Raw genomic sequence first — 12,633 nt, 5'->3', positions numbered from 1 at the left:
AAATTGTAACTTTAACAAATCAAAGAAAACGCATGGGAGAATACCCGCAGCCTCTCCGCTGCCACGGCGCGGAAGAACGGAAGAACGCCACCGGCAGTTTTCTCTGATATAAGAAGCACAGTAGATGAACATAACAGAAGATGAATTTAGGCTGATTTTCAGGGAGCTGTACCCTGACATGGCTTATTATACATCGCATTTGGTTGACCCTGACGAGGTGAAGGACATCGTGCAGGAAGGCTTTATAGAATTATGGAAACACCGTGACTCCATGACCGACCGCGACCATCTGAAAGCCTTCCTCTACAAGGCCGTCTATACCCGGGCACTCAACGTGGCCAAGCATCAGGCCGTAGTCAGGGGCTACTCCGACGACCGGCGCCGCATAGAGGCCCGCCGGATGGAGTATTACCACCCCGAGCATAACGACGTGATACGCTACATGGAGAATAAGGAACTGGGCAAACAGATTGACGCTGCCATCGGCGAACTGCCCGAAAAGTGCCGGCAGGCTTTCGTGATGAGCTATCTGCACGGCATGAAAAACAAGGAGATAGCCGCAGTGATGGATGTTTCGGTGCGAACGGTCAACGTTCACGTCTACAAAGCACTGCACTACCTGCGCAACCGATTGGGTTTTCTGAAGCATAAATAACATCTTTTGTATTTTCACGAATAAGTTTTTTTGCCGTCACAGTTGTTGTTTATACAGATGACAGATACTGACAGAACTGGTCAAGACAGAACCAATGGATAAGATGAATAACAAGATAATCAAGGACTATATACTGAACCGGGGCTCCGCAAAGTCGCAGAAACGCCTCGCGGAATGGCTTCGGGAGGACAAGGAGAACGCACACCTGCTCTTCCGTATGGAGGCCGCCTACCACGAGGGGCGGGGTGACTACGAGCCCGCGCCGGGCGCGATGGAGAAGGCGGAGGCCTCGCTCTTCGACGTCATCGGGGCCGAGCAGAACCGCACGGCCAGTTCTCGCAGGCTGGCGCTGTGGCGCCGTGCCGCCGTTGTTCTGCTGCTGGTGGCCGGCGGAGTGGCTGCCCTGTGGGGCGTGTACGGCCGCATGACGATGGTAACCGTAACGGCATCGGCCGACAGCGTGACAGCTATCACCCTGCCCGACAGTACCCAGGTGTGGCTCAACCACGGCGGTTCCATTACCTACCCCAAAGAGTTCAGGGGCGGAGAGCGCCACGTGAAGCTGGACGGAGAGGCTCTTTTCAGCGTGACGAAGAACCCGGAGAAACCTTTCGTTGTAAGCAGCTACGGCGTAGATACGCGGGTACTGGGCACCGTCTTCAACTTTAACACCCACTGCGCGGGCAACTGCGAGGAGGTGAGCCTGCTCGAGGGGCGGCTCGAAATAACCGGCCGGAGCGGCGAAGGCAAGGTCATCATCAAGCCCAACCAGAAGGCCGTAGTCGACAAAACCCGGCATACGATGGAGGTGAAGAACGTCTACGCGCCGCTCGAGGCCGTGTGGCACGACGGCATGATACCGTTTGCAAACATGTCGATAGCCGACATTGCCCACGTACTGGAGAAGTTCTACCACGTCCGGATAACCCTCTCCGATAACCTCGACCTGCGTTCCACCTATTCGGGTTACATACGCCGCAACGGCAATATCGACTCGGTGCTGGGCGCGCTGTCGTACTCCATTCCTTTCAGTTACAGCAAGCAGGGCTCGCACATCACGCTCTCGGGCCGGTAGGTACGGGCAAGCAGCATACGCAGTAAGGGGATGCGCCACGGGAATTTACTCCCGGCGCATCCCCTTTTTGCGTTGTCCGAGGCCGTAGATGACGGCTTGGGGTAGGGGCGATAGGGTGGAGCAGGCTGCGGGGCGGAGGGCTGACGGAAGGCCGGAGGCATGCTTCCCCGCTCCGCCGGAAAACGTTTGGCGATGCCGCCGGCCACTGGTCTGTTTGTTGGAGGTATCGGTCAAGGGCCTTGGAGGTGCCGGTCAAGGGACTTGAAGGTATCGTTCAAGAGGCTTGAACGGCACCTCTCTCACAGCGCCCTGCCACAGGCGGTTTGGCGAGGGGTGGCGGGGGGTGGTTTTGCCGTGCCTCTGCATGGGTGGCGGAAGCCGTGAGCAGCGCCTTTCGGCGGGCTCCGGCAGGCGACAGGACATCCGCAGCCGGGTTCTTTCAACGCCCGTCTGCAGCTCCCGATGTTTATCGTCGGGCTCGCCGCTGCGGTGATGCTGGGCTCTGCATCGTTTGCTCCCGCCTCCATGCACCTCAGGAGAAAAATGGCGTTAGGATAGAAAAAAAGCCGTAAAACATTTGGTTTATATTATAAACTTGTTTATATTTGCATCGTGATTGCAATCCACAACAACATTTACTAACCAATTTTAAACGGAAAAGGATTATGAAAACGAATGGTATAAAGGTTGCTCTCGCAGTCATGATGATGGCCGCAAGCGCAGGTGCAAACGCACAGCACAGCGTTAAGGTGAGGGTAGAGAACGTGCCGTCGGGCGAAGGTAAGGTGCTGGTAACCACTTCCAACGGGCGCCGTGCCATGGTGCAGGCCGCAAAGGGCACCGTGGAGCTGGTGCTGGACAGCGTGCCCGAGGGCCGGTGTACGGTCTACGCGATGCACGACAGCAACGGAGATTACGCCCCGAACAACAAGGACGGGCTGCCCCAGGAATACTGTTGGATGCAGAATGTGGACGTAACGGCCGAGGGACAGGTGGTTACCATCGGCCTGAACTACATACCCCAGTATGTAAAGAAACAGCAAAACAAAAAGTAGGACATCAGTATGGAAGAAGAAAAAACAATGACTGCCGAGCGCAGTCTGGAGATTATCAGAGCGCGGATGGAGCAAAGTCAGCGCGACATTGTACGCAACGCAGGCAAGCCAATGGTTGTATGGGGCATTGCGGTTGTGGTGTTCGGCCTGCTCATAGGCTGGCTCTGGCACCACACGGGCAGCCCGCGGTGGAACCTGCTGTGGTTCGTAATGGTGCCCATCGGCTTCGGCATCAGCCACGTTGCGGGCAAGTCGGACGTCAAAGTCAGAGGTTACGTAGGCCGGGTGCTGGGCATCGTGTGGCTTTCCTTTGCCTTTTTCGCCACAGTTTTCCCCTTTGTCGGCGGGCTGTTTGCCGGTATCTTTGCCGGTATCTTGCCCATGGGCGTGCAGCGAGTCGTATTTACGGTCAACGTTACGGCAACTATCATCATCCTGCTGGCATTGTGCACAACCATTACAGGTGGCATCCTGAAGAATGGGTGGATAACAGGCAGCGGCATCCTGACGGGTGTCGTGGGCACGGCTCTGGCCCTGGTGATAGTCGGACCGTGGCAGTCGGTGCTCATGGCGGCCGTAGGAGTGGTGCTGTTGATAGTGCCCGGGGTGCTGATAAACCTGCAGACGCACAACTGATGACGACCTTTGGAAACGAAGAAAGGAGTGTGTATGTTTAAGCCTTTGGACCCTTTGCTGCACAGCGAGCTGCGTTTGGCGGTGATGTCGCTGCTCATCGGTGTTGACGAAGCCGAGTTCCCGTATATCAGGGAGCAGACTGGCGCCACGGCAGGCAACCTCAGCGTGCAGATAGAAAAATTAGAGAAGGCCGGCTACATTGCCGTGCGCAAGACCTTCAAGGGCAGGCGGCCCTCTACTGTCTGCAGTGTGACGGAGGCCGGCAGGGCTGCTTTCGGCGACTATGTGGAGGCCTTGCAGAGCTATATCAACACCCCTTAGGGCCTCTGCCTGCAAGGAACTGCCGCCCCAGACGGCCTGCCTCGGCTTCCCGGTAGGGAGCAGCGGGACGGGCTATTTGTGCGTCATGATGTTCAGCACCATGTCGTCGGTGGCGCACATGGCCTCCTTGCCTATGCTCGTAAGGTTGCGTATGCTGCGGTCAACATCCTCGTCAATGATGCCTTCGGCGGCCGTCACGTGGCGTCCTTCGCGTGCCAGGACGGCCGAGAGGATGGCTGTTGAGACGCCCGAGCTTATCTTCAGCGAGCAGCTGGGCTTGGCTCCGTCGCATATCATGCCTGTTAGATTGGCTATCATGTTCTGCACCGCGTGGCAGATGTCAGTGTAGTTGCCGCCCATGAGGTAGGTGATGCCGCAGCTGGAGCCTATGCTCGCCACCACGCATCCGCACAAGGCACTGAGCGTACCGAGGCTTTGCTTGATGTAGATGGCCGTCAGGTGGCTCAGCGTAAGGGCGCGTATGAGCTCTTCCTCGGTGTTCTCGTTCTCCTGGGCGTAAACGGCAACGGGGTTGGTGGCGCAGATTCCCTGGTTTCCCGAGCCGCTGTTGGACATTACGGGGATAAGGGCGCCGCCCATGCGGGCATCGCAGGCGCTGGCTGTCTTTGAGATGATGTGGCTGAACATGGTGTTACCGAAGATGCCGTGGCAGAGCGGCCGGTCCATCGTCTTGCCCAGGCAGTGGCCGTAGTTGCCCTTCAGGGCCTCCTCGGCGGCACGGATGTTGTAGTCTCGAGTTTGCAGGATGAAGCGCAGCTCGTCAAGAGGCGTGGTGGTGGCGAAGTCGAACACCGTGCGCAGGTTTAGGCATATAGGCTGCTGCTCGCCGGCACCGCCCGTGCGCTGGCGCCTGTCCAGCAGCGTTGCTCCGTTGCGTTCCTCGTACACGAAGTTGGTATGAGAGCCGGCGATGACGGCTGTCGCCGCGTCTGCTCCCGCCTGGCAGATGGCCTCGATGTAGAGTTTGTCGGCCGCCTTGGGCTTCAGCTGTATGTCTATATGTCCGCCTTCGAGGTAGCGCTTGGCTTCCTCCAGGCTCCCGGGTGTAAGGTCTTTGATTACTTCGAGCCTGTATTCCGACTTCCCGATGAGCGCTCCAAGGGCCACGGCAATGGGCAGTCCTATCATTCCTGTGCCCGGTATGCCCACTCCCATGGCGTTTTTCAGGATGTTGGCACTCAGCAGCACCGTTATCCTTTCAGGCTTCCGGGCCAGCAACTCGGCTGCCCGCGCCGTGCACAGCGCCACAGCCATGGGCTCGGTACAGCCCACCGCCGGCACCACTTGCTGCCGGATGAGGGCAATTATCTGCTTTCGGACTTCTGTTTTCAACATAGATAGATAATAGATAAAAGGTGATAGATAATAGATAAAGGTTGTTTGAAGGAAAGCATTGGATGTAATGGTTACTTCAATCCGTTTGCTTTGGTAGTCTTGATGGTTGATATCAGCAGCCTGATAACTTCCTCTACATCTTGGATAATGGACTTGTATTCTGCATCCGAGATATAAGATGTCTTATGCAGCAGGCGTAACCAGAAATATGTCTCAGTAGCTTCTTTGAGAGAAATACTAAGTTTATTGACGAAGTCTTTTCTGCTTTGAGCGTATATACCCTCTGTAATGTTGGCCCCGATGCTGGTTCCGCTGCGCAGCATTTGCCTCGACATGATGAGCTCATGCCGGTCTTCCACAAGATATTTGGCAGCCTTCACAATGCGTATTGCCAAGTCTTCGGCCTTTTCTCTCAATATACTTTGCTCTGCCATAACAGCAATTTATCTGTTATCTCTTATCTGTTATCTCTTATCTCGAAAACGGCCAAGACCGTTTTCGAGGAAGTCCAGGTAGCTCTTTACGTCCTCTTTGTAGCCGTAGGCGGCGCTTAGCGGGTTGCCGTCGTTATCCACCGGCACGTAGAAAGGCTGCGCATTGGCGCCGAACTTGTGGCTCTGCAGGTAGCTCCACTTGTCGCCCACGGTGCGCAGGGTGCGCTTCCGGCCGTTCTCCTCCACCTCTATGGGCTCCGGCAAGCGGGTCTTGTCGTCCACAAAAAGGCTGATGAGCACGTAGTCCTTGGTCAGTTTGTCGGCCACGGCAGGGTCGGTCCACACGGCTGCTTCCATCTTCCGGCAGTTTACACAGCCAAAACCGGTGAAGTCAATCAGCACTGGCTTGCCCTCTGCTTTGGCTGCCGCCATGCCTTCTTCGTAGTTGCGGTAATGCGCCTCCACGGTTTTGGTGTTGAGATTGAAGTCCTGCGTGTTGATGGGAGGTGCGAAGGCGCTCACTGCCTTGCATGGAGCGCCCCACAAACCGGGCACCATGTACACGGCGAAAGCCAGCGAGCAGAGGCCCAGTATGATAGCAGGAACGGGCATGGGGCGGCTGATTTCGCCGCCTGTCTCGTCGCTTCTGAACTTCAGCCAGCCCACCAGATAGGCGCCCAGAGCAGCAAAGATGACTATCCAAAGGCTAAGGAACGTCTCCCTGTCCAGTATGTGCCAGCCGTACGCAAGGTCGGCTACGGAGAGAAACTTGAGTGCGAAAGCCAGCTCCACGAAGCCCAGCACCACCTTTATCTGGTTCATCCACGAGCCGCTCTTGGGGCTTTTCTTCATCAGCGTGGGGAAGAGCGCGAAGAGCGTAAACGGCACTGCGAGGGCCAGAGCGAAGCCGAACATGCCCACGGCAGGGCCCACCCAGTTGCCCGATGTAACGGTTTCTACCAGCAGCAGGCCGATGATGGGCGCGGTGCACGAGAAGCTCACCAGCACCAAAGTAAAGGCCATGAGGAAGATGGAGATAAGACCGGTGGCGTTGGTGGCCTTGGTGTCAACCTTGTTAGCCCAGCTGTCGGGCAGCTTAATCTCAAACCAGCCGAAGAAGCTCACGGCAAACACCACGAGCAACAGGAACAGGAAGATGTTGAAAACGGCGTTTGTAGAAAGGGCGTTGAGCGTGCTCGGGCCGAAGATGGCCGTGACCAAGAGGCCCAGCCCCAGGTAGATGACCACGATGGAGATGCCATACGTTACGGCGTCGCGGATGCCGCGGCGGCGGTCGTCCTTAGCTCGTTTGAGGAAGAAGCTCACCGTCATGGGGATGATGGGCCAGATGCAGGGCATCACGAGGGCCAGCAGACCGCCCACGAAGCCCATGAGGAAGATGTACAGCAGCGAGCGGTTGGCTATGTCGTTGCCGCCGCCGAAGGCCTGCAACTGGCTTACCACGGGCTGCCACAGCTTGCTCTTGAAGTCGGCCGGCTGTGCTGCAGCAGCCTGTGAGGCGGTATCTGCCGCCACCACCTGGGCCGAGTCGCCCGCCTGTTCCATGATACCGGCAGCTGCGGCTGCGGCCTCCTTGCCGACAGAACCATCCGGCATAAGTTTCTCTTTGACTGCAACGGGCGCGCCCGACGTGCCGGCCGCCACGCCGGGTGACTTGCCCGCAGCGTTAAAATCGACCGATGTAGGCGGCAGACAGGTCTCGTCGTTGCAAGCTCCATACTCCAAGTAACCTTTAATCTTGTACTCGGGCTTGGTGAACCTTACCTTCTGCACGAACTGCACACTGCCCTCGAAGTAGCGCAGCTTCCTGCCGAACTGCTTGTCGAAGTTCGATATTTCGTGGCCTCGCGGCATGAGTTTGCCCACCAGCTCGGCACCTTCGAGCTTCTCGGGGTTGAAGGTGGCGGAGATGGGGCCGTCGTTGCCCAGCCCCGTTGAGTACACGTGCCAGCCTTTCTCAATATTTCCGCTGAAAACGATTTCGCCTTCGGCGGTGCCGTTCGACCTCAGTTGAGAGGTGAACTTCACTGGGTTCAGGATTTGCGCGTTGGCCAGCAGGGCTACCATCAGCAGCAGGACTACGGTCAGGTTCTTCTTCATTTCTTCGTTGTGTTATGTATTTTTTCGTGTTACTGCCCGCTCCGGAGGGTCTCCGACCGCACCGTCGGCAGGCAATATGCAAAAATAATCATTTTCTGTCAGATAGCTGTTGTTTCGCCCCAGATTTCTTTTTTTATTTTAAAGACAGGGTAGCAACGGTTTAGATACATCATATTCTTATTTTAAAGACAGAGTAACAGAGTTTTTTCTTTGCTGATGTGAGGAGGTAGAGACAGAATAACAGAGTAATTTTTCAGCTGTTATGAGGGTGTTTGATGGTAGGAATAAGGAAGAGATGTTTGGTAAGAAGACTAACTGGTATCCTCCCCTTGGAAAGGGGAGGCGGAGGAGGGGATGACCTGACAGCAGGAATTAGCCATGCTGCTTAAGACATCATCCCCTCCTAACCTCCCCTTTCTAAGGGGAGGATACAGGTTTGTTTTGTGGATATTGATGGCTATTCCTCCATCTTTTCAGCTGTTATGAGGGTTATTGATGGGAGGAATAAGGAAGAGAGGTTTGGTAAGAAGGCTAACTGGTATCCTCCCCTTGGAAAGGGGAGGCGGAGGAGGGGATGACCTGACAGCAGGAATTAGCCATGCTGCTTAAGACATCATCCCCTCCTAACCTCCCCTTTCTAAGGGGAGGATACAGGTTTGTTTTGTGGATATTGATGGCTATTCCTCCATCTTTTCAGCTGTTATGAGGGTTATTGATGGGAGGAATAAGGAAGAGAGGTTTGGTAAGAAGGCTAACTGGTATCCTCCCCTTGGAAAGGGGAGGCGGAGGAGGGGATGACCTGACAGCAGGAATTAGCCATGCTGCTTAAGACATCATCCCCTCCTAACCTCCCCTTTCCAAGGGGAGGATACAGGTTTGTTTTGTGGATATTGATAGCTATTCATCCATCCACCACATCCCTATTGTATAACTCAAGCAGTAAAGAAAAAACTCTGTTACTCCGTCTCTAAAACACGAAAGCAGCTGAAAAATTACTCTGTTACTCTGTCTCTAAACCCTCACAGCAGCCAAAAAATTACTCGGTTACTCTGTCTCTATCCCCTCACAGCAGCAAAGAAAATACTCTGTTACTCTGTCTTTAAAACAAGAATATTATGTCTTTAAAACCGGGAAGGGGACGTATCTCGGAACGCCCGTGTACAGGCGGGTTTGGCGGAGGTATCGTTCAAGGAGCCCGGAGCTATCCTTCAAGCGCCTTGAAGGATAGCTTCAAGAGGCTTGAACGGCACATGCGTGAACGGCACAAAAAAGCACCGCCGGGATTGGTGAACCCTGGCGGTGCTGATAAAGGTTTGGGGGGAGGGGAAAGAAGCTACTTTCCGAAGGTCTCGTCGAGGAAGGTGTAGAAGGCCGGGTCTTCGCCCACGACGGTCTTAACGATTTTGCCGTCGGGGCCGACCAGTATCTTGGTGGGGAAGCCTTGTATGCCGTAGTCTTCGAGAACCTTGCTGTCGCGCGGGTTGTAGACGTGCAGCCAGGGCAGCTCATGCTTCTTTACGGCGTCCTTCCACTTCTGTTCGGGGTCGTTGCAGTCGATGCCCAGGATTTCAAACTTGCCCTTGTACTTGTTGTAGTACTCCTTCATCTGCGGGATGCCCTTGATGCACCACACGCACCATGAGCCCCAGAAGTCGAGCAGCACGTACTTGCCGCGGAGCGAGGAGAGCGAGAGAGGCTTGCCGTTGATGTCGTTCAGCGTGAAGTCGGGTGCCGTTACGCCTGCTTCCTGCTTCCTGGCAGCGGCCTGTTCGCGCTCCGAGGAGCTCTTTATCCGGTCGATGGCACCCTGGTAGTAGGGCTTCATGCGGCCGTTCTTTACGTCGGCAGTGAGCATGCCGGCGGCCTCTTCCATCTTTGCTACGTCGTTCTTGAAACTCGGGATGAGGGCTGCGCTGGCCTCCTGGTCGGGATGCTGGCGGATGTAAGCTGTCAAGGCATCGAACAGCTTGTCGCGCATGGCGGGCCACTTCTCCCTGTATTCCTTGCCGATGGCTTCCTCGCTCTCGCCTGCCTGCAGGCGTTGCTGCAGGCCGTTGGTGTATTCGATGAGCTCCTTCTGTGCGTTCTCCATCGCAAGGTCGGCCTCATGGTACTGCTGGTAGAACTTGGAGCCGGCGAAGTCGTACCGTTCGGCGATGTTGCCTGTCAGCTCCACCGACTCTCCCGGTACGGCCACAAAGCTCACGAACTTGCTTTCCTGGCGGCGGAGCGTGGCTGGCGTGGCGAGCACAATGTCCTGTACATGGTCTACATCGACGTCGAAATCGAACTTGCCGTCCTTGGCCGCGAAGGTTCCAAGTTGCTTGTTGCCCTGTTCTACGGACAGTACGACCACGGAGTCCGTGAGCCCCGCGAGGTTTGCTTGTACGTGCAGCTTGCCGCTCTGGGCAAAGCCTATCTGCGCGCAGGCCACCAGGGCCATGCTTAAAAGTAGTTTCTTCATAATCGTTTGCTTGTTGTTGATACGGCGGCAAATATATGAAAATAATGCCGAAAGGCCGCTGCGGGGCCGTTGCTTTTATTGATTTATAACATTGCTGCGGGCCTCCGTCAGCCTACCTGCGAGCCTGGCTTCACGCTGCCCGTGATGGTCGTGAGGCTCAAGTCGCCGTCGTAGTTCTCTGCACTCAGTATCATGCCCTGGCTCTCTATGCCCATGAGCTTGCGCGGAGCTAAGTTGGCAATGAAGAGGATGTCCTTGCCAACGAGCTGTTCGGGCTCGTAGAACTTGGCTATTCCGGAGCAGATGATGCGGTCGGTGCCGCTGCCGTCGTCGATGGTGAACTTGAGCAGCTTGTTGCTTTTCTTCACTCGCTCGCACTGCTTGACGTGACCCACGCGGATGTCGAGCTTCTCGAAGTCGGCAAAGTCAATCGTGGGCTTCACTTCCTTGGCCTTGTACGAGGCGGCCTCGTTGGCCTTCTTGGTGTCTTCCAGCTTCTGCAGCTGGCGTTCTATGACGTCATCTTCTATCTTCTCGAACAGCAGCTGCGGCTCTGCCAGCCTGTGGCCGGCCTCCAGCAGGTGCGTGCTGCCCAGCTGGCTCCACTCGCACGAGGGCATGTTAATCATGCTGCGCAGCTTCTTGGAGCTAAAGGGAAGGAAGGGTTCGAAGGCTATGCTGAGGTTTGCCACTAACTGCAAGCTGATGTAGAGGATGGTTTTCACGCGCTCGGGGTCGGTCTTCCACACCTTCCAAGGCTCGCACTCGGTAATGTACTTGTTGCCTATGCGGGCCAGGTTCATGGCCTCCTTCTGCGCTTCGCGGAACTTGAAGCCGTCCAGGTACTGCTCAACCTGGGCCTTTACGTCCTCGAATTCGGCTATTGCTGCATTGTCGGTATCGGTCAGCTGGCCGCAGGCAGGCACCACGCCGTCGAAGTATTTCTTGGTTAGTTGCAGTGCCCGGTTCACGAAGTTGCCGTAGATGGCCACCAGCTCGGAGTTGTTACGCTCCTGAAAGTCGCGCCAGGTAAAGTTGTTGTCCTTTGTTTCGGGAGCGTTGGCGGTGAGCACGTAGCGCAGCACATCTTGCTTTCCGGGCAGGTCCTGGAGGTATTCATGCAGCCAGACTGCCCAGTTACGGCTCGTTGATATCTTGTCGTTCTCCAGGTTAAGGAACTCATTGGCCGGCACGTTGTCAGGAAGAATGTAGCCTCCGTGGGCTTTCAGCATGACCGGGAAGATGAGGCAGTGGAACACGATGTTGTCTTTGCCGATGAAATGGATGAGTCTCGTGTCCTTGTCCTGCCACCACTGCTGCCACTGTCCCCACCGTTCGGGCTGGGCGTCGCACAGCTCCTTGGTGTTTGATATGTAGCCTATGGGGGCATCGAACCAAACATAAAGCACCTTGCCCTCGGCTCCCGGCACCGGCACAGGTATGCCCCAGTCCAGGTCGCGCGTCATGGCGCGGGGCTGCAGGTCCATGTCGAGCCAGCTCTTGCACTGTCCGTACACGTTGGGTCGCCACTCCTGGTGGTCTTTGAGTATCCATTCCTTGAGCCAGCTCTGGTACTCATTGAGCGGCAGATACCAGTTCTTGGTCTTGCGGAGCACGGGTTTGGAACCCGAGATGGTGGAGTGCGGGTTGATGAGTTCCATCGGCGAGAGGTCGCTGCCGCACTGTTCACACTGGTCGCCGTAGGCATGCAGGTTGTGACAATGTGGACATTCGCCCATGATATAGCGGTCGGCAAGGAACTGATGAGCCTCCTCGTCGTAGTATTGTTCGGTCTCCCGCTCCACCAGTTTGCCGTCATCGTAGAGCTTGCGGAAGAAGTCGGAAGCCAGTTTGGAATGCACCTGGCTCGTTGTTCGGCTGTACACGTCGAACGAGATGCCGAAGTCTTCAAAGCTCTTCTTTATCATCGCGTGGTAGCGGTCTACCACATCCTGCGGCGTTATGCCCTCTTTCTTGGCCCGGATGGTGATGGGCACGCCGTGCTCATCGCTGCCTCCGATGAAGATAACGTCCTCTCCCTTGAGGCGAAGGTAGCGCACGTAGACGTCGGCCGGCACGTAGACACCGGCCAGGTGACCGATATGCACGCCTCCGTTGGCGTAGGGCAGGGCTGCCGTTACGGTGGTGCGCTTGAATTTCTGCTGTTCCATATATGGCTTGTTTAGTTATGATTTTGGCTGCAAAATTACAAAATTATATCGAGACAGCGCGTTATGCGCGTATAAAATATGTACCTGCAGACGTGCGGATAGTTTGTTTTCTCCTATTTATCTCAACGAAGCAGCAACCCCGCAGCAGCCGAAAAGTTACTTTGTTACTCTGTCTTTAACCCCTTGCAGCAGCAAAGAGAATACTCTGTTACTCTGTCTTTAAAACGCGGGAACGAACCAACAGGGAATGTGCAGCAGCGTTTCCTCCCCTTAGAAAGGGGAGGTTAGGAGGGGATGATTTCTTCCTCAAGGTGGCAAGTTGTAGCTTTCAAGTCATCCCCTCCT

The 12,633-nt window shown here is 55.7% G+C and carries 10 protein-coding genes; 5 read left to right on the top strand and 5 right to left on the bottom strand.

Features of this window, described 5'->3' with window-relative positions:
- Positions 1–124: 124 nt before the first annotated feature.
- The 5 genes from BMW31_RS04805 (at position 125) to BMW31_RS04785 (ending at position 3,742) form a co-directional block, all read left to right on the top strand.
- Positions 125–655: an RNA polymerase sigma-70 factor gene (locus tag BMW31_RS04805; protein ID WP_091821875.1), complete on the top strand. Its 531-nt coding sequence runs from the start codon at positions 125–127 to the stop codon at positions 653–655.
- Positions 656–749: 94 nt separating this feature from the next.
- Positions 750–1,730 (top strand): FecR family protein, encoded by a 981-nt coding sequence (locus BMW31_RS04800; RefSeq protein WP_091821872.1) that lies wholly within the window; start codon positions 750–752, stop codon positions 1,728–1,730.
- Between the two features lie 665 nt (positions 1,731–2,395).
- Complete coding sequence (locus tag BMW31_RS04795) at positions 2,396–2,785, top strand: hypothetical protein (protein WP_091821868.1); 390 nt, start codon at positions 2,396–2,398, stop codon at positions 2,783–2,785.
- Positions 2,786–2,794: 9 nt separating this feature from the next.
- Positions 2,795–3,421: a hypothetical protein gene (locus tag BMW31_RS04790; RefSeq protein WP_091821865.1), complete on the top strand. Its 627-nt coding sequence runs from the start codon at positions 2,795–2,797 to the stop codon at positions 3,419–3,421.
- A gap of 33 nt (positions 3,422–3,454) precedes the next feature.
- Positions 3,455–3,742 (top strand): winged helix-turn-helix domain-containing protein, encoded by a 288-nt coding sequence (locus BMW31_RS04785; protein WP_091821862.1) that lies wholly within the window; start codon positions 3,455–3,457, stop codon positions 3,740–3,742.
- 72 nt (positions 3,743–3,814) lie between these two features.
- Here BMW31_RS04785 and BMW31_RS04780 read toward each other — a convergent pair whose 3' ends face one another.
- The 5 genes from BMW31_RS04780 to metG form a co-directional block, all read right to left on the bottom strand.
- Positions 3,815–5,098, bottom strand: a complete 1,284-nt coding sequence (locus tag BMW31_RS04780; protein WP_091821851.1) for an L-cysteine desulfidase family protein — start codon at positions 5,096–5,098, stop codon at positions 3,815–3,817.
- Between the two features lie 71 nt (positions 5,099–5,169).
- The gene (locus tag BMW31_RS04775) at positions 5,170–5,532 is read right to left on the bottom strand and encodes a four helix bundle protein (RefSeq protein WP_091821848.1); all 363 of its coding nucleotides are present in this window, start codon (positions 5,530–5,532) and stop codon (positions 5,170–5,172) included.
- A 30-nt stretch (positions 5,533–5,562) separates the two neighbouring features.
- The gene (locus BMW31_RS04770; RefSeq protein WP_091821845.1) at positions 5,563–7,653 is read right to left on the bottom strand and encodes a protein-disulfide reductase DsbD family protein; all 2,091 of its coding nucleotides are present in this window, start codon (positions 7,651–7,653) and stop codon (positions 5,563–5,565) included.
- 1,333 nt (positions 7,654–8,986) lie between these two features.
- Positions 8,987–10,117 (bottom strand): TlpA disulfide reductase family protein, encoded by a 1,131-nt coding sequence (locus tag BMW31_RS04765; RefSeq protein WP_091821842.1) that lies wholly within the window; start codon positions 10,115–10,117, stop codon positions 8,987–8,989.
- 107 nt (positions 10,118–10,224) lie between these two features.
- Positions 10,225–12,288, bottom strand: coding sequence for a methionine--tRNA ligase (metG, locus tag BMW31_RS04760; protein WP_091821839.1), 2,064 nt, complete (start codon positions 12,286–12,288; stop codon positions 10,225–10,227).
- Between the last annotated feature and the right edge of the window lie 345 nt (positions 12,289–12,633).

This window comes from Prevotella sp. kh1p2 (assembly GCF_900111525.1).
Taxonomy (GTDB): domain Bacteria; phylum Bacteroidota; class Bacteroidia; order Bacteroidales; family Bacteroidaceae; genus Prevotella.
The sequence above is the reverse complement of the archived record's forward strand: the minus strand, read 5'-3'. Positions and strand labels throughout refer to the sequence as shown.

Excerpts from the sequence above, each read along its gene's own strand:
- BMW31_RS04805 (WP_091821875.1), top strand. The coding sequence starts at position 125 with ATGAACATAACAGAAGATGAATTTAGGCTGATTTTCAGGGAGCTGTAC.
- BMW31_RS04800 (WP_091821872.1), top strand. The coding sequence starts at position 750 with ATGGATAAGATGAATAACAAGATAATCAAGGACTATATACTGAACCGG.
- BMW31_RS04795 (WP_091821868.1), top strand. The coding sequence starts at position 2,396 with ATGAAAACGAATGGTATAAAGGTTGCTCTCGCAGTCATGATGATGGCC.
- BMW31_RS04790 (WP_091821865.1), top strand. The coding sequence starts at position 2,795 with ATGGAAGAAGAAAAAACAATGACTGCCGAGCGCAGTCTGGAGATTATC.
- BMW31_RS04785 (WP_091821862.1), top strand. The coding sequence starts at position 3,455 with ATGTTTAAGCCTTTGGACCCTTTGCTGCACAGCGAGCTGCGTTTGGCG.
- BMW31_RS04780 (WP_091821851.1), bottom strand. The coding sequence starts at position 5,098 with ATGTTGAAAACAGAAGTCCGAAAGCAGATAATTGCCCTCATCCGGCAG.
- BMW31_RS04775 (WP_091821848.1), bottom strand. The coding sequence starts at position 5,532 with ATGGCAGAGCAAAGTATATTGAGAGAAAAGGCCGAAGACTTGGCAATA.
- BMW31_RS04770 (WP_091821845.1), bottom strand. The coding sequence starts at position 7,653 with ATGAAGAAGAACCTGACCGTAGTCCTGCTGCTGATGGTAGCCCTGCTG.
- BMW31_RS04765 (WP_091821842.1), bottom strand. The coding sequence starts at position 10,117 with ATGAAGAAACTACTTTTAAGCATGGCCCTGGTGGCCTGCGCGCAGATA.
- metG (WP_091821839.1), bottom strand. The coding sequence starts at position 12,288 with ATGGAACAGCAGAAATTCAAGCGCACCACCGTAACGGCAGCCCTGCCC.